Origin of the sequence: Amaricoccus macauensis, from assembly GCF_014201905.1 — a bacterium.
In the GTDB taxonomy this organism is placed as follows: domain Bacteria; phylum Pseudomonadota; class Alphaproteobacteria; order Rhodobacterales; family Rhodobacteraceae; genus Amaricoccus; species Amaricoccus macauensis.
The window spans coordinates 1,255,924-1,270,036 of the sequence record NZ_JACHFM010000001.1; the positions used below are offsets into that span (position 1 = coordinate 1,255,924).

Consider the following 14,113-nt stretch of genomic DNA (forward strand, 5'->3'; position numbering starts at 1 on the left):
GGTCAGCCTTTCACCGCGCCGGCGAGCAACCCGCCCACGAACGCGCGCTGCACGATGATATAGAGCAGGACCAGCGGCAGCGCGATCAGCGTCAGCACGGCGAAGAGCGCGCCGGGGTTCGACATGTAAAGACCCGAGTACTGCATCGGCACGATCGTCAACGTCTTCATCTCCGCCTCGGTCATCACGATGAGGGCAAGGAAGAACTCGTTCCACGTGACGATGAACTGCCAGATCGCCACGAAGACGAGGGCGGGACGCACCAGCGGCAGTGCCACGTGCCAGTAGGTCTGCCACGCGGTGCAGCCATCGACGCGCGCCGCCTCGAAGAGCTCGGAGGGCGCGTCCTCCATGAACGCCTTGAGGATGACGATGCCGAAGGGCACGCCGAGGGCGGCATAGGGAAAGATCAGGCCCCAGTAGGTGTTCACCCAGCCGAAGGTCCTGAGCAGGATCGCGAGCGGCAGGACCAGCGAGGCGAGCGGCACCATGAGCGTGGTCAGGAGCGTCGCATAGAGCACCGTCACGCCGCGCAGCCGCAGCACCGCCGCGGCGAAGGCAAAGAGCGACGAGGCGGCGACGACGATGGCGACGGTTGCGAGAGTGACAACGAGGGTGTTGAGAAAGATCCGCCCGAGCGGGTTGTCGCGGATCACCATGACGAAGTTGTCGAAGGTGACGGGCCAGGTGAAGAGCGCGGGGTCGAACGCCTGCGCCGGTGTGCGCAGGCCGACCGACAGCATGTAGATCTGCGGCACCATCCAGAGCGCGAGGACGAGAAAGAGCACCGCATGGACGGTGAGGCTGCGGAGCCTGGCGCGGGTGGCAGGGGTCATGCGCCCCCCTTCGCGGGTGCGAGGCGCGCGCCGAGGACGGCAATCTGCACCAGCGACAGCGCGAGGGCGAGCAGGAGCACGATCACCGAGAGCGTCGCGCCCTGTCCGGTGTCGCCGAGCACGAAGCTCTGCCTGAAGATATGGGTGCCGAAGACTTCGCTGGCGTGGTTCGGGCCGCCGCCGGTCATCAGGTGGACGATGGGAAAGGTCTGGAGCGTGCCGATGATGCCGAGGAGCAGCAGCGACCGGGTGGCGGGCGCCAGCATCGGCACCACCACGCCGGTGGCGAGACGCCAGCCCGAGGCGCCGTCGACGCGAGCGGCGTCGAGCACCTCGCCGGGCAGATTGGCGAGCCCGGCGATGTACATGAGCATGGAGAACCCCGTCCACTGCCAGACGTTGACGAGGATGAGGGCATAGATCGCCTGCGACGGCTCGGCGATCGGCGAGGAGACCATGGTGATGCCAATCCGCGCCAGATACGCCTGCGCGATGCCGTAGTAGGGCGCGTAGATCTGCACCCAGACGAGGCTGATGACCGAGACGGACGTGACCACCGGCAGGAAGAACGCGGTGCGGAAGAAGCCGCGCAGGCCGTGGGTGTGCCGCTCGATGAACCACGCGAGCAGGCCGCCGATCAGCATCTGCACCGGAATGGTGATCGCGCCCCAGAGCACCATGTTGCGCACCACGATCCAGAACGTCGGATCGACGAGCACCGCGCGATAGTTCGCGAGACCGGCCCACGTCTCGCTTGCGCGATTGCCGGTGTAGAGGCTCTGCCCGGCGACCCAGAGGATCGGATAGGCGATGAAGACCACGAAGAGCAGCACGGCCGGCAGGGCAAAGAGATAGAGGCGTTCGGCCCGCAGCCGTGACCGGGGCGGAGCCGGTTCAGATGCCGCGCGGCTGACGGACATGTTGGACCTTTCGCGGGGAAAAGAGGCGGCCGGGCCGGGAGGGTGAGCCCTCGGCCGCCAGTGCTCAGTTGGCTGCGAGGGCCTTGTCGGTCGCCGCCTGTACCTGCGCCAGCGCCGCCTCCGGGTCGAGGCTGCCGGCCGCGACCCCGGCGAGGCCGTTGTCGAGGGCTTCGGCCACCGCGGGCGAGGCGAAACGCTGGTTCTCCGCCTTCGGCAGGTCGGCCATGAAGCGGTCGTAAAGCGCGCGGGTGTGATCGGTGATGTCGCCCTCGGGCTGATAGCCCGGCACGGCCGGCAGATCGTTCAGCGCGTTCAGCGCCTGTTGCAACCCGACGCCGTTGGTGAGCTCCGCGAGAAAGGTCCATGCGGCGGGGTTGTCCGCGCCGTTCTTCGTCAGTCCATAGCCGATGTCGATGCCGCCGACCGGCGGGCTCGGCGGGTTCCCCTCCCTGACCGGCGGCAGGTAGAAGAAGTCGAACCCGGCCATGCCGTCGACGAACTCCGACAGGGGCGGCGGGAACTTGCTCTCCTGCATCCACCACGAGCCGAGGGCCATCATGCCCACCCTGCCCTGCGCGAGAAGCTGGGCGCCCGTCGGATAGGCGTGGGCGCCAAGCGCGCCCTTCTGGAAGATGCCGTCGTCGAAGAGCGCCTTCCACGCGGTCATCGCCTCGACGAGTTCAGGCGACGTCCACGGCACCTCGCCGGTCTGAGCGCGGTCGGTGATGCCGGGGGAGAACTGGTTCGCGAGCATCAGGAAGACGTTCTCGTTCTGCCAGCCGTCGGCAGCGCCCTGGAACATCGGGATGTAGCCGCCTTCGGTCAGCGCATTGGCGGCGGCCTTCAGCTCGCCGTAGGTGGTGGGCACGGAAAGCCCGAGATCGGCGAAGATCTTCGTGTTGTACCAGATCGCCAGCACCTGGCTTTCCTGCGGCACCATGTAGGCGTTGGCGTCCCCCGCCGGGTTGCCCATCAGCATCTGCTTGCGGTTGACGGGGAAGATCTTCTCCGCCCAGTCGTCGCCCCACTCCTTCGCGGCGAGCGCGTTCACCGGGGCAAGGTCTTCGCGGTACTGCTGGGTGAGCGAGCCCGGCTGCAGGCCGATCACGTCGGGCAGGCTGCCCGAGGCGGAGGCGGCCTTGAGGGCGGTGATGTATTCCGGCGAATAGTTGTAATACGTGAACTTCACGTCGATGCCGGGATGCGCGGCCTCGAAGGCCTCGATCGACTTTTCCATCGTCGGCTGATGGAACCAGGACCAGACGGTGACTTCCTGCTGGTCCGCGGCCTCGGCCACGGAGATTGCCAGCATCGAGGCGGCTACAAGGCTCGCCGCCGAGGCAAGGGGCCGTTTCATGACCTTCGGGTCTCCCCTGGATTGCTTTTCTGCCGGCGCCTCTGGCGGGGAGCCGGTCGACCTTGGGAGGCAGGCCCCGGGGTCGGGAGGCGGGCCGGCCGCCTCCCCCACGCCGGGCCTCAGGCCGCCTTGGCGGCGGCGGTCTTCAGCACGTCCTCGGTCACGATCCGGTCGTCGCCGAGCGCGCGCAGCGGCTTGATGCCGAGCTTCTGGAGCTCACCGTGGTAGGCGCGAACGGCTTCTTCCGGGGCGATGGCGCCGTCCACCACCTGCCGCATGAGCGCGACGAGGTGGAGCGGCGATTCCGCGAGGTTGATCTTGCGGCCGAAGAGCGCGACGCGGGCGCCGTAGCGCTCGCCCTGCGAGAGCAGCTCGAAGGTGTCGCGGGTGGTGCCTGCCCCGCCGCCGAGGATGCCGACGATGAGCGAGGGGTCGAAGCTCGCCAGCTCTTCCAGCGCCTTCGGGCCGTTGAACGGAATCTTCAGGAATTCCGGCCGCTCCGCCTTGGTGAGGCCGGCGAGCGAGGACAGGATCATGTCGTTCAGGTACTGGCCGAGCTGCTCCTGATCCATGCCGATGTCGATGTTCGGATTGAACACCTCGTAGAAGTACCGGAAGTTGTTGGCCTGTGCTTCCTCGCGGAACACCAGGAACTCTTCGAGCGCGTGGGTGTCGCGCTCGAGATCGTTCAGGAACGTCACCGAATAGAGCCCGAGGTCGGTTCCGGTGATCGGCGCGCCGGGTTCGGGGTACGGGGTTCCGGTCATCGCGCGCGAAATCGTCACCGAGCGGAACGGCTGCGACGGGAAGTCGCGGTAGGTGCCGTGGCGCACCCCGGCCCAGCAGTCGGTGGAGAGGTTGGCGCGGATCGCCGGCTTCACCGCCGAGCCCTCGAACGTGCCGCGCTCGTGCAGCAGTTCGAGATTCGACACCGAGACGAGCATGATGTCGAGGATGTCCTGCTTCACCAGCGCGTCGATCTGGTCGAGGAACTCGGCGCGGGTGCGCTGGCGCGGGCCGCTGGCGTCGGTGTGGTCGAACCCGGTACAGGCGGCGCCCGCGCCGGCGTCTGCATCCTTGGCGTCGGCGATCAGAAAGTCCGTGGGCTTGTAACGGCCCTCGCGGATGTTCGTGAGCTTCGTGTCCATTCGCGTCGTCATGGATCCCCCTTCGGGGCCGCGTGCATTCCCGCGACCCGCATCGCGAGGCCTGCCGCGGCCTCTCACGCGGAACTGATGGTTCCCTCGAGTCTTGAGATATAAGTCCCTGTCAAACTCTGTCAAAGCCTTTCACGCGGTCAGATGTTCCACCTCATCCACGACCGGCACCACCGTCACCTTCACGTCGATGGCGGCGAGTGCGTCGAGGTGCTCCGGCGCGATCCCGTCATCGGTGATGACTTCGTCGATGTCGGAGAGATCGCCGAAGGCGCTGAAGCACGGCGCGCGGAACTTGGTGCTGTCGACGAGCAGGATCCGCCGCTCCGCCGAGCGCATCATCGCCCGCTTCAGGGCCGCGACCTCGATCGTCGCGTCGGTCAGGACCGACCCGCTGACCGCAAGCGCGCCAATGAGGCAGACGTCGGCGTGGATGCCGGCGAAGAACGCCTCGCCGGGCGGGCCGGCGAGCATGGTCGAGCCCGGCCGCACGGTGCCGCCGGGCACGATGACCCGCCAGCTCGGGACGCCGGCGCTGACGAGCGCGATCTCGAGGCTGTTCGTGACGACGGTGAGAGGCATGGCGCGGCGGGCGACGACGGAGATCGTCTCGAGCACGGTCGAACTGCTGTCGCAGATGATGCTCTGCCGTGGCGAGAGCCGGTCGGCGGCCTCAACGCCGATGCAGCGCTTCTGCATCCGGCACATGGCCTGATGCAGCGAGAACTCCCCCTCGAACGCCGCGCGGGCGGGCGGGATCAGCAGCGCCCCGCCGTGGGTCCGCTCGAGATACCCCGCCTCGGTCAGGTGTTCGAGGTCGCGGCGCACCGTCGACTGCGAGCCGCCGATCACCTCGGCAAGCTGCTGGATCGAGGCCGGCCCATGCGCGCGCAGGTGTTCGAGGATCAGCGCCCGCCGCTTGGCGGGGACGAGCTCGACACGTTTGGGCGGGAGCTGCATGGGCGTCACCAGATCGTGTAGCCGCAATCGACCAGCAGCACCGTGCCGGTGCACGCGCTGGCCGCGTCGCTGGCAAGGAACAGGATCGCCGAGGCGATCTCGTCGGCGCGCGCCACCCGCTTCATCGGCGTGCCCTCCATCCAGTGGGGCATCAGAGTCGGGTCGTCGAAGCCGCCGCGCGACATGAGCGTGTCGACGTAGGTCGGCGCGACCGAGTTCACCCGGACGCCGCGCGCGGCCCATTCGCCGGCGAGCGAGCGGGTCATGTGGTGCACCCCGGCCTTGGCGGCGTTGTAGTGCGCCTGTCGCTGCGGCTTGTTGGAGATGACGCCCGACATCGAGCCGACCGTGACGATCGAGCCGCGCCCGCGTTCGAGCATGGGGCGCCCGAACTCGCGGCACGACCAGAACGTGCCGTTGAGGTCGATATCCACCACCTTGCGCCACGCGTCGTCGGACATGTCCTCGCCGCCGGTGTCGGGCCAGGCGATGCCGGCGTTGGCGATCAGGATATCGACGCCGCCATGCCGCGCGTTCGCCTCCGCCGCCACGCGTCCCACCGCGTCCGGGTCGGTGATGTCGAGGAGCACCGCGCCTACCTCGTGCCCGGCGGCCAGCAGTTCGGCGCGACCGGCTTCGAGGACCGCAGGATCGATGTCGGAGATGACGACCCCGGCCCCCGCCTCGGCCAGCGCCGTCGCGGTGGCGAGGCCGATACCACGGCCGCCGCCGGTGATGAACGCGGTCTGGCCGGTCAGGTCGTATTTCCCGAGATACATCGCTTTCCCCTAGGCGGCCGCCTGTTCCTTCCGGAGCGCGCCGAGCACCATCAGGCACCCGCCGGTGAAGGTGTCTCCGAGCCCGAGCGTCGATGCCGGGCGGTCGATGTAGGGCGTCGAGACGGCGACGAAGTGCCAGCCGTCCCGAAGTTCGCTTGCATCGAACGGCGGGGGTTCGAAACGGGCGGCGGCGGGGACCGACACCGTGCTGACCGGCCCGCCGGCCTCGGCGCGGGCGGCGGCGAGAAGCGAGCCGCACATCAGCGCCTCGCGCTCCTCTCCGGGATCGCCGCGCGTCACCGACGCCGCCCATTCGTCGGCGTGCACGCAGAGCCGCGAGACGCGCAGGCGCTCGGCAAGCGCCAGCATCGCGTCCGGCGGCGGCACGCCGGGGGCAAGCTGCCGCAGCTCGGAATGACTCATGCCGATCGAGGTGACGACGCCGGCAAAGGCGTCGAGCACGCTCTCCAGCCATTCGACGGTCTCGTAGCCGGCCATCTCCATGTGGATGAGCCCGAGGCCCTGCTCGCGCCAGCTGTGACAGAGCGCACGCACCCGCTCGATCCCCGCGGCGACGTCGTCGGGCGGAATGGCGTGGAAACCGGAGATGAGGCCGGCGCCGGCTGTCGCCGCCAGCTTCGGGGTGTGTCGGTCGAAATCGGGATCGTCGTCGAGACCGGGGTCGGCGAGGCGGACGATGATCCGCGACGAGCGCGGCGGCACGACGCCCGCGACCGCGACGCCGGCCGAGTAGTCGAAGATGTAGATGTCACCCTGTCGCTCGCCGCGTGGCGTCAGGCCCTCGGAGGGAAGGAGGCGATCGCCTTCGAACACCAGCACGCCGGGCGGCAGCTGGGCCAGCATGTGCGCGCTGCGGTCACCGAGCGAGGTGGCCGCCGGCGCGCCGATGGCCGAGAGCACCCACGCCGCCTGCGCCCCGGTGCCGCCGAGCGAGCACGTGAGGTCGAGATTTTCCGCCAGCCATTCCGCGCCCTCGGGCCAGGGGAACAGCATCTCGCCGCCGACCCCGCGCGCGACCCGGTCGAGGAGCCGCGCGCCGAGGGCAGCCGCCTGCAGGGGAGCGTCGGGGGAGAAGAGCGCGCCCGTGCGCGCGAGATCGGTCCGGGCATCGACGCAGGAGACGAAGCCGCCCATGGTCAGCCTGGCGGCGGCCGCCTTGGCGGGGAACGTCGCGGCGAGGCGCTGATAGGCCCCGGACCAGGTGGCCGACGATCGCATTTCAGCGTCTCTCCTGAAACGATGCTCTCACACTCTTTCAAATTTTATCTTTGGTTCTCCAATCTCGGTCAAGCCCCCTCAGGGGCTCACCTCGCCGGATCGGGGCCCGGCCGCGTGAAGGCCTCGGGCGGCGCGTCGGTGGCGCGTATCGGATCGTCGAACGGCGTGGCCTGACCGGGGTCGGTGGCGTGGCCGCCGCAGGATGGTTAACGGCGCAGCGCCCCATGTATGAATGTAGCGATGGGGCGGTTCGTCGGGAACACAGCTTCCCCGGAATGGTTAACTGGCGAAGCGGCTGACCGGCGCGCTCGGCGTCCTGTCGGCGGGCACGGGGTCAGCTCCGCTCCACAGGTGAGCCCCCCGGTATCTGCCGACGCTACCCGCCCGCGCCCCGGGGCCGGATGCGGGTCACGTGCCCCATCTTGCGCCCCGGCCGGGCCTCAGCCTTGCCGTAGAGGTGCACCCGCGCGCCGGTGAGCCCGGGCGCTGCCTCGGCGTCGGAGCCGAGCAGGTTCACCATCTCCGCGTCCGAGTGCCGCGCGCCGTCGCCGAGCGGCCAGCCGCAGATCGCCCGGATGTGCTGCTCGAACTGGTCGATGAGGCAGGCGGCCTCGGTCCAGTGGCCGGAGTTGTGCACCCGCGGCGCGATCTCGTTCACCACGAGCCCGGAGCGGGTGACGAAAAGCTCCACCCCGATCACTCCGACGTAGTCGAGTTCCGTCAGGATCTTCCCCGCGAGCAGCACCGCGTCCTGCGCCCGGCCGGCCGGAACACGCGCCGGCACCGTCGTCTTGTGCAGGATGCCGTCGCGATGCTCGTTCTCGCCGGGATCGAACGCCGCCACGGAACCGTCGCCGCCGCGCGCCGCGATGACCGAGATCTCGCGCTCGAAATCGACGAAGCCTTCCAGCACCGAAGGCGCCTTGCCGACGGAAAGCCACGCCGCGTCGGCCGAGCTGCCCGCGTCGAGCCGGACCTGCCCCTTGCCGTCGTAGCCGAGGCGCCGGGTCTTCAGGATCGATGGTGTGCCGATCGCCTCGAGCGCGGTTTCGAGCGTGTCGGTTCCGTCGATCGCCGCATAGGGCGCGGTCGCGAGCCCGATCGCGTTCAGGAAGTCCTTCTCGGCGATCCGGTCCTGTGCCACTTCGAGCGCCCGGCGCCCCGGCCGGACCGGCACCAGCGGCGCCAGTACGTCAATGGCGGCGAGATCGACGTTCTCGAACTCGTAGGTCACCACGTCGACTCCGGCGGCGAAATCGGCGAGGGCGTCCGCGTCGTCCCAGGCAGCCCGCGTCACCTTGTTCGCCACCTGCCCGGCCGGCGGCTCGGGGGCGGGCTCGTAGACGTGGACCTTCATCCCCAGCCGGGCGGCGGCGAGGGCGAGCATCCGGCCGAGTTGGCCGCCGCCGAGGATGCCGACCGTGCTGCCGGGGGCGAGAGGGTCAAAGCTCATCGGGGGCCTCCGCGACCGCTGCCGTCTGCGCCGCCCGCCAGGCGTCGAGGCGGGCGGCCAGCCCTTCGTCGGTCGTGGCCAGCATCGCCGTGGCGAGGAGCGCGGCGTTCGCCGCGCCCGCCGGGCCGATCGCCAGCGTGCCGACGGGCACGCCCTTCGGCATCTGGACGATGGAGAGCAGCGAATCCATGCCGGAAAGCGCCTTCGACTGCACCGGCACGCCGAGGACCGGGATGCGGGTCTTCGCCGCCAGCATCCCCGGCAGGTGCGCGGCTCCGCCGGCACCGGCGACGATGGCGCGAAGCCCGCGTCCCGCCGCCGCCTCGGCATAGGCGAAGAGCCGGTCCGGCGTGCGATGGGCCGAAACGATGCGGACCTCGTGCGGGACGCCGAGCGTGTCGAGGATCTCGGCGGCGCCGCGCATGGTCTCCCAGTCGGACTGGCTGCCCATCACGATGCCGACCAACGGGTCCGCCATGTCGCTCCTCCCCTCGAAAGGGCGCGACCATACTCGGTTCCCGCCCGGCTCGCCAAGGGGGGTGAGGCGCGACTTGCCCTGACGCCCGGCGCCGGCCGTGCCGCGCGTCAGGGCCGCACCGTGTCTGGAACGCCGCTTCTTTCTCGCGCCGGGGCAGTTTGCCGTGTTGACGCCTGACGTTCTTGGGCCTAATCAGCCCTTCGCCGACCTCCGGAGGGGTGGCAGAGCGGTCAAATGCAACGGACTGTAAATCCGTCGGGGTAACCCTACGCTGGTTCGAATCCAGCCCCCTCCACCAAGGACCTAGCGGAACCGGCCCCCACATCATCTTGGCTTGCGGAAGGGTTCGCGTTTCGGGCCGTTCTGGCGTCGTCGAGGCGCACCAGAACCGGCTCCGGGAGGGCAGGATCGGCGGGCACTCGAGTGGCCTCCCGCCCACGGGAAATGGGGTCCCCGCTGAACTCTTTGGCGAGGAGGACCACTCTGGCGCGCTGACACCAACACGAGAGCGGCGAAAAGAGAACGTGTCGGGGATCAACTCACCCGCGCTTCGCAGCAAGAGCTGCGTAGAAGCACGAGATGACTCGCGGTGTCTCAGATAACTGCCCGCCATTTGCATCCCTGCGGTGCAAAGAGCGCTCGGTCATCGCCATTTCATCGTCCCGTACCGCGTCCTTCCATTCCGTGGACACGGAGCCCACCACCAAACCGTGCGTTCAAGAACCTAAAGCCACCCGTCCAGGATGAGGTAGCCGGGGATCCAGCCGGTCGCGATGCCGCAGAACATCGTGAACCATGCGGTGCTGCGCAGGATGTCCTTCCGTAGCGCCAGCAGCAGGAAGTACATCGTCCAGAGCACCGCCCAGAGCGCCCAGTTGATCGCCATCCAGGCGTCGAGCCCGGTCCGCATCGTCGCGAACGCGCTTCCCGCCACCGGCACCGCCGTGATCGCCACGAACAGGCTGAACCAGCCGAGCCCGCGACCGTCCACCGCCACGACGCGGTTGTACGCCACCCAGAAATACGTCGTGCTGAACAGCATCGTCAGCGCCGCCGCACGCACCGACGCCAGATCCGCCCCGGCCCCGAACGCGCCCTGCACCACCACCGCAAGCGATACGAGCGCCGAGACCACGTTGATCACCACGATCTCGCGATCCTCGATGCGGCCCTGAAGCCAGAGTCCATTCAGAAAAAGAACGGCCCCTACATAGAGGAGGCTGAGCCCGAGAAGCATGAAATGTCTCCGAAAGAGGTCAGTGAAAGATGGTCGGTTCAAGATCGTCAGCGCAAGATCATCAGCAACAGAAGCTTCAGACAACCCATCGCCGCCCGCGCGTTGCCATGAAATCGCCCAATTCAGACACCCGATAAAGCACAGACAATCGCGCAGGTCATTCGCGGATTCCAAGCGAATCCCCTCGACCACACCTACCGCGTGAACGCCGCCACCAGTTCCACGTGACCCGTCCAGAGGAACTGGTCCACCGGCTGCACCCATTCGAGGCGATAGCCGCCGGCGATCAGGATCCGCGCGTCGCGCGCAAAGCTCGCCGGGTTGCACGAGACCGCCGCGATGCGTGCCACCCGCGAGGCCGCCAGCTCCCGCGCCTGCGCCTCCGCACCGGCCCGTGGCGGATCAATCACCACCGCGTCCGCCGCCGCCAGCTCCACCGGAAGCAGCGGCCGCCGGAAGAGGTCGCGCGTCGCCGTCCGGACCGGCCGCAACCCCGGCGCGCCCCGCGCCGCCTGTGCGAGCGCTGCCAGCATCGCCGCCTCGCCCTCGACCGCCACCACCTGCGCGCCCTCGGCGAGCGGCAGCGCGAACGTCCCGCAGCCGGCGAAGAGATCGAGCACCCGGGCCGCGTCGCCGACGATCTGCCCGACCGCGCTCACCAGCGCCGCCTCGCCCTCGGCGGTTGCCTGCAGAAACGCCCCCGGCGGCGGCACCACCCGCGCCTTGCCCATGGGAAGCCACGGCGCGCGGCGCATCGCCACCGGCTCGCCGTCCCAGCAAACCCGCGCGAGATCGTAGCTTTCCGCCACCGCGGCAATCTCGCCGCCGAGACCCGCCTTGCCCAGACCCGCGCCTCTCGAGCCCGGCGCAGTGTCCAGCGGCCGCCCGCCCTCGATCGCCACGTCGAGCCCGACCGGCCCCGTCGTCACGCCAAGCCGCACCTCCGATGACCGGCTTGCCGCCACCCGGGTCAGCGCCTGCAACGCCGGCAGGCCGGCGAGGATCTCCCGCCGCACCACCAGACAGTCAGGCACCGCCACGAACTGATCCGACCGCCGGCCGTGAAACCCGACGACCACGGTCTTCTTCGTCCGCCGCCCGGCGAACACCGCCCGCCGCCGCGACGCCACCGGCGAGGAGATCGTCGGGCGCACCTCCACCTCGATCCCCTGCGCCGCCAGCGCCCGCACCACGACGTCGGCCTTCCACCGCGAGAGCCAACCCGCCTCCGCGTGCTGCAACGCGCAGCCGCCGCAGGCCCCGAAGTGGGGGCACGGCGGCACGACCCGCTCCGGCGCCGCCTCGATCAGCCGCGGCGGCTCCCCAAGCTCCCAAAGCTCACCCGGCAGCGCGAACGGCACCCGCACGGACCCGGCGAGCCCGTCGCCCTCGCGCCCCAGCCGCTCGATCCTCACCGCCATCCGACCGGCTCCGAAACCGGCTGTTTCCCAAACGCCAACTTATCCACAATCATCGTTCGCATTATCTTCGTGTCATCAACGAACATCGGAGCATCCAGAATGCCCACTCCCGTCGCGCCCGGCACCCGGATCGGGCATGTCCACCTGAAGGTCGCCGACCTCGACCGCGCCATCGCGTTCTATTCCGGCGTGCTCGGCTTCGAAATCCAGCAGAAATTCGGCAAGGACGCCGCATTCCTCTCCGCCGGCGGCTACCACCACCACATCGGCCTCAACACATGGGAAAGCCGTGGCGCCACCCCGCCGCCTCCGGGCCACACCGGCCTCTACCACACGGCGATCCTCTATCCCACCCGGGCCGATCTCGCCGACGCCCTGCGCCGCCTGATCGCCGCGAGTATCCCGCTGACCGGCGCCTCCGACCACGGCGTCAGCGAAGCCCTCTACCTCAATGACCCCGACGGCAACGGGGTCGAACTCTACCGCGACCGTCCCGAGGCCGAGTGGCCGCGCGACGCCGAGGGCAATCTCGCCATGGTGACGCGGCGCCTCGACCTGAAGAACCTTCTTGCGGAGGCGCCGGCAGGTTCCTGAGCGACCGCGATGTCTCGGACGCGTTCGCCCGAGACATCGCTCTAACCCTTGCGCGCGGCGACGAGGAACTCGCGGTTGCCGTCGCCGCCCTCGATCGGGCTCGGGGCCTCCCCGAGCACCGTCCAGCCCTCCGCCGCCAGCAGCGCCGTCGCGCCCGACACCGCATCGGCCCACGCCGCCGGATCGCGCACGATCCCACCCTTGCCGACGCGGCCCGGGCCGACCTCGAACTGCGGCTTCACCAGCACCACCAGCGAAGCCCCCGGCTGCGCCAGCCGGAGCGCCGGCGGCAAGGCCACGGCGAGCGGGATGAACGACAGATCCGCCACCACGAAATCCGGCGGCGGCACGTGCCCCACCGTCAGCTCCCGCACGTTCAGCCCCTCGATGAGATGCAGCCTCGGCTCGTCCGCGAGTTCCGCCGCAAGCTGCCCATGGCCCACGTCCACCGCCCAGACCTCCGCCGCGCCGCGCGACAGCAGCACCTGACTGAAGCCGCCGGTCGAGGCGCCGAGATCAAGCGCCACCGCGCCCGAAGGATCGAGCCCGAAGGTGTCGAGGCCGGCGATGAGCTTCAGCGCGGCCCGCGACACCCACGGCAGCGCCGTCGCATCGACCTCCAGCGCCGCGCCCGCGCCCACCGCCATCGAGGATTTGCCCGCCACCCGTCCGTCCACCGTGACGGCCCCGGCGGCAATCAGCGCCTGCGCCCGCGCCCGGCTCGGCGCGAGGCCCGCCGTCACCAGCGCCTGATCGAGTCTCACCCGAGCCGCGTCCCCGCCGGCACCGGCGTTCCGCGCAGAAAGTCGTCCGCCTGCATCGCGCCGCGCCCGGCCCGCTGCACCGTCAGGATCCGCACCGCGCCCGCGCCGCAGGCAATCGTCAGCCCGTCCGTCAGCCCGTCGAGCACCGTCCCCGGCGCCCCCGTGCCGTCCGCCCGCTCGCTCAGGAGCAGCTTCACCCGCTCGCCGCCGATCTCGGTCCAGGCGCCCGGGAACGGCGCAAGGCCCCGGATCAGCCGATCGACCTCCGTCGCCGGACGGCCCCAGTCGACCCGCGCCTCAGCCTTGTCGATCTTCGCCGCATAGGTGACGCCCGCCTCCGGCTGCGGCTCGGGCGTGAGCGTGTCGAGCCGCGACAGCGCGTCGACCACCGCCTCCGCGCCGATCCCCGCCAGCCGGTCGTGCAGACTGCCGGCGGTATCCCTCGGCCCGATCTCCGTCGCACGGCGCAGGAGCACCGGCCCGGTATCGAGCCCGGCCGCCATCTGCATGATGCAGACCCCGGTCTCCGCGTCACCGGCCATGATCGCCCGCTGGATTGGCGCAGCCCCCCGCCAGCGCGGCAGGAGCGAGGCGTGGATGTTGAGACAGCCGCGCGCCGGCACGTCGAGCACCGCCTGCGGCAGGATGAGCCCATAGGCCGCCACCACCGCCACCTCCGGCGCAAAACCGGCGAACTCGGCGATCGCCCCGGCGTCGCGCAGCTTCACCGGCGTCCTGACCGGGATCCCCAGCGCCTCGGCCCGTGCCGCCACCGGCCCCGGCCGCGGCTTCTGCCCGCGCCCGCTCGGCCGCGGCGGCTGGGAGTAGACCGCCACCACCTCGTGGCGCGCCGCCAGCGCGTCGAGCGCCGGCACCGAGAAATCCGGGGTTCCCATGAAGACGATGCGCATCGGCGTC

General features: G+C 70.0%; 14 protein-coding genes and 1 tRNA gene. 2 read left to right on the top strand and 13 right to left on the bottom strand.

What is annotated here, in order from left to right:
* Positions 1–2: 2 nt before the first annotated feature.
* From HNP73_RS06035 to purE, 9 genes are all read right to left on the bottom strand, one after another.
* Positions 3–836: a carbohydrate ABC transporter permease gene (locus tag HNP73_RS06035; protein ID WP_184147683.1), complete on the bottom strand. Its 834-nt coding sequence runs from the start codon at positions 834–836 to the stop codon at positions 3–5.
* Positions 833–1,756, bottom strand: a complete 924-nt coding sequence (locus HNP73_RS06040; protein ID WP_184147684.1) for a carbohydrate ABC transporter permease — start codon at positions 1,754–1,756, stop codon at positions 833–835. The genes HNP73_RS06035 and HNP73_RS06040 overlap by 4 nt, the downstream gene beginning before the upstream one ends.
* A gap of 64 nt (positions 1,757–1,820) precedes the next feature.
* Positions 1,821–3,113 (bottom strand): ABC transporter substrate-binding protein, encoded by a 1,293-nt coding sequence (locus tag HNP73_RS06045; RefSeq protein WP_184147685.1) that lies wholly within the window; start codon positions 3,111–3,113, stop codon positions 1,821–1,823.
* 119 nt (positions 3,114–3,232) lie between these two features.
* Positions 3,233–4,273, bottom strand: coding sequence for a hypothetical protein (locus HNP73_RS06050; protein WP_184147686.1), 1,041 nt, complete (start codon positions 4,271–4,273; stop codon positions 3,233–3,235).
* Positions 4,274–4,402: 129 nt separating this feature from the next.
* Positions 4,403–5,230, bottom strand: a complete 828-nt coding sequence (locus tag HNP73_RS06055) for a DeoR/GlpR family DNA-binding transcription regulator (RefSeq protein ID WP_184147687.1) — start codon at positions 5,228–5,230, stop codon at positions 4,403–4,405.
* Between the two features lie 5 nt (positions 5,231–5,235).
* Positions 5,236–6,009: an SDR family NAD(P)-dependent oxidoreductase gene (locus HNP73_RS06060; RefSeq protein WP_184147688.1), complete on the bottom strand. Its 774-nt coding sequence runs from the start codon at positions 6,007–6,009 to the stop codon at positions 5,236–5,238.
* Between the two features lie 9 nt (positions 6,010–6,018).
* Positions 6,019–7,248: an ADP-dependent glucokinase/phosphofructokinase gene (locus HNP73_RS06065; protein WP_184147689.1), complete on the bottom strand. Its 1,230-nt coding sequence runs from the start codon at positions 7,246–7,248 to the stop codon at positions 6,019–6,021.
* 376 nt (positions 7,249–7,624) lie between these two features.
* Entirely contained in the window at positions 7,625–8,701 is a 1,077-nt protein-coding gene (locus HNP73_RS06070) for a 5-(carboxyamino)imidazole ribonucleotide synthase (RefSeq protein WP_184147690.1), read from the bottom strand.
* A complete protein-coding gene (gene purE, locus HNP73_RS06075) occupies positions 8,691–9,179 on the bottom strand; it encodes a 5-(carboxyamino)imidazole ribonucleotide mutase (protein WP_184147691.1) in 489 nt (162 codons plus the stop codon). The genes HNP73_RS06070 and purE overlap by 11 nt, the downstream gene beginning before the upstream one ends.
* Positions 9,180–9,391: 212 nt before the next feature.
* Between purE and HNP73_RS06080 the strand changes: the two genes are divergently transcribed.
* A tRNA-Tyr gene (locus tag HNP73_RS06080) sits at positions 9,392–9,477 on the top strand.
* 426 nt (positions 9,478–9,903) lie between these two features.
* Here the strand turns inward: HNP73_RS06080 and HNP73_RS06085 are convergent.
* Complete coding sequence (locus tag HNP73_RS06085; protein WP_184147692.1) at positions 9,904–10,416, bottom strand: AmiS/UreI family transporter; 513 nt, start codon at positions 10,414–10,416, stop codon at positions 9,904–9,906.
* Between the two features lie 194 nt (positions 10,417–10,610).
* Positions 10,611–11,837: a class I SAM-dependent RNA methyltransferase gene (locus HNP73_RS06090; protein WP_184147693.1), complete on the bottom strand. Its 1,227-nt coding sequence runs from the start codon at positions 11,835–11,837 to the stop codon at positions 10,611–10,613.
* A gap of 99 nt (positions 11,838–11,936) precedes the next feature.
* Here HNP73_RS06090 and HNP73_RS06095 point away from each other — a divergent pair, with 99 nt between their 5' ends.
* Positions 11,937–12,431, top strand: coding sequence for a VOC family protein (locus HNP73_RS06095; RefSeq protein WP_184147694.1), 495 nt, complete (start codon positions 11,937–11,939; stop codon positions 12,429–12,431).
* 41 nt (positions 12,432–12,472) lie between these two features.
* Here the strand turns inward: HNP73_RS06095 and HNP73_RS06100 are convergent, their stop codons facing one another.
* On the bottom strand, positions 12,473–13,195 hold the full coding sequence (locus HNP73_RS06100) for an SAM-dependent methyltransferase (RefSeq protein ID WP_184147695.1): 723 nt from the start codon (positions 13,193–13,195) through the stop codon (positions 12,473–12,475).
* The gene (gene fmt, locus HNP73_RS06105) at positions 13,192–14,106 is read right to left on the bottom strand and encodes a methionyl-tRNA formyltransferase (RefSeq protein WP_184147696.1); all 915 of its coding nucleotides are present in this window, start codon (positions 14,104–14,106) and stop codon (positions 13,192–13,194) included. The genes HNP73_RS06100 and fmt overlap by 4 nt, the downstream gene beginning before the upstream one ends.
* Between the last annotated feature and the right edge of the window lie 7 nt (positions 14,107–14,113).

Bases quoted from the DNA above. Each gene is read 5' to 3' on its own strand.
- HNP73_RS06035 (WP_184147683.1), bottom strand. From the start codon at position 836: ATGACCCCTGCCACCCGCGCCAGGCTCCGCAGCCTCACCGTCCATGCG.
- HNP73_RS06040 (WP_184147684.1), bottom strand. From the start codon at position 1,756: ATGTCCGTCAGCCGCGCGGCATCTGAACCGGCTCCGCCCCGGTCACGG.
- HNP73_RS06045 (WP_184147685.1), bottom strand. From the start codon at position 3,113: ATGAAACGGCCCCTTGCCTCGGCGGCGAGCCTTGTAGCCGCCTCGATG.
- HNP73_RS06050 (WP_184147686.1), bottom strand. From the start codon at position 4,273: ATGACGACGCGAATGGACACGAAGCTCACGAACATCCGCGAGGGCCGT.
- HNP73_RS06055 (WP_184147687.1), bottom strand. From the start codon at position 5,230: ATGCAGCTCCCGCCCAAACGTGTCGAGCTCGTCCCCGCCAAGCGGCGG.
- HNP73_RS06060 (WP_184147688.1), bottom strand. From the start codon at position 6,009: ATGTATCTCGGGAAATACGACCTGACCGGCCAGACCGCGTTCATCACC.
- HNP73_RS06065 (WP_184147689.1), bottom strand. From the start codon at position 7,248: ATGCGATCGTCGGCCACCTGGTCCGGGGCCTATCAGCGCCTCGCCGCG.
- HNP73_RS06070 (WP_184147690.1), bottom strand. From the start codon at position 8,701: ATGAGCTTTGACCCTCTCGCCCCCGGCAGCACGGTCGGCATCCTCGGC.
- purE (WP_184147691.1), bottom strand. From the start codon at position 9,179: ATGGCGGACCCGTTGGTCGGCATCGTGATGGGCAGCCAGTCCGACTGG.
- HNP73_RS06085 (WP_184147692.1), bottom strand. From the start codon at position 10,416: ATGCTTCTCGGGCTCAGCCTCCTCTATGTAGGGGCCGTTCTTTTTCTG.
- HNP73_RS06090 (WP_184147693.1), bottom strand. From the start codon at position 11,837: ATGGCGGTGAGGATCGAGCGGCTGGGGCGCGAGGGCGACGGGCTCGCC.
- HNP73_RS06095 (WP_184147694.1), top strand. From the start codon at position 11,937: ATGCCCACTCCCGTCGCGCCCGGCACCCGGATCGGGCATGTCCACCTG.
- fmt (WP_184147696.1), bottom strand. From the start codon at position 14,106: ATGCGCATCGTCTTCATGGGAACCCCGGATTTCTCGGTGCCGGCGCTC.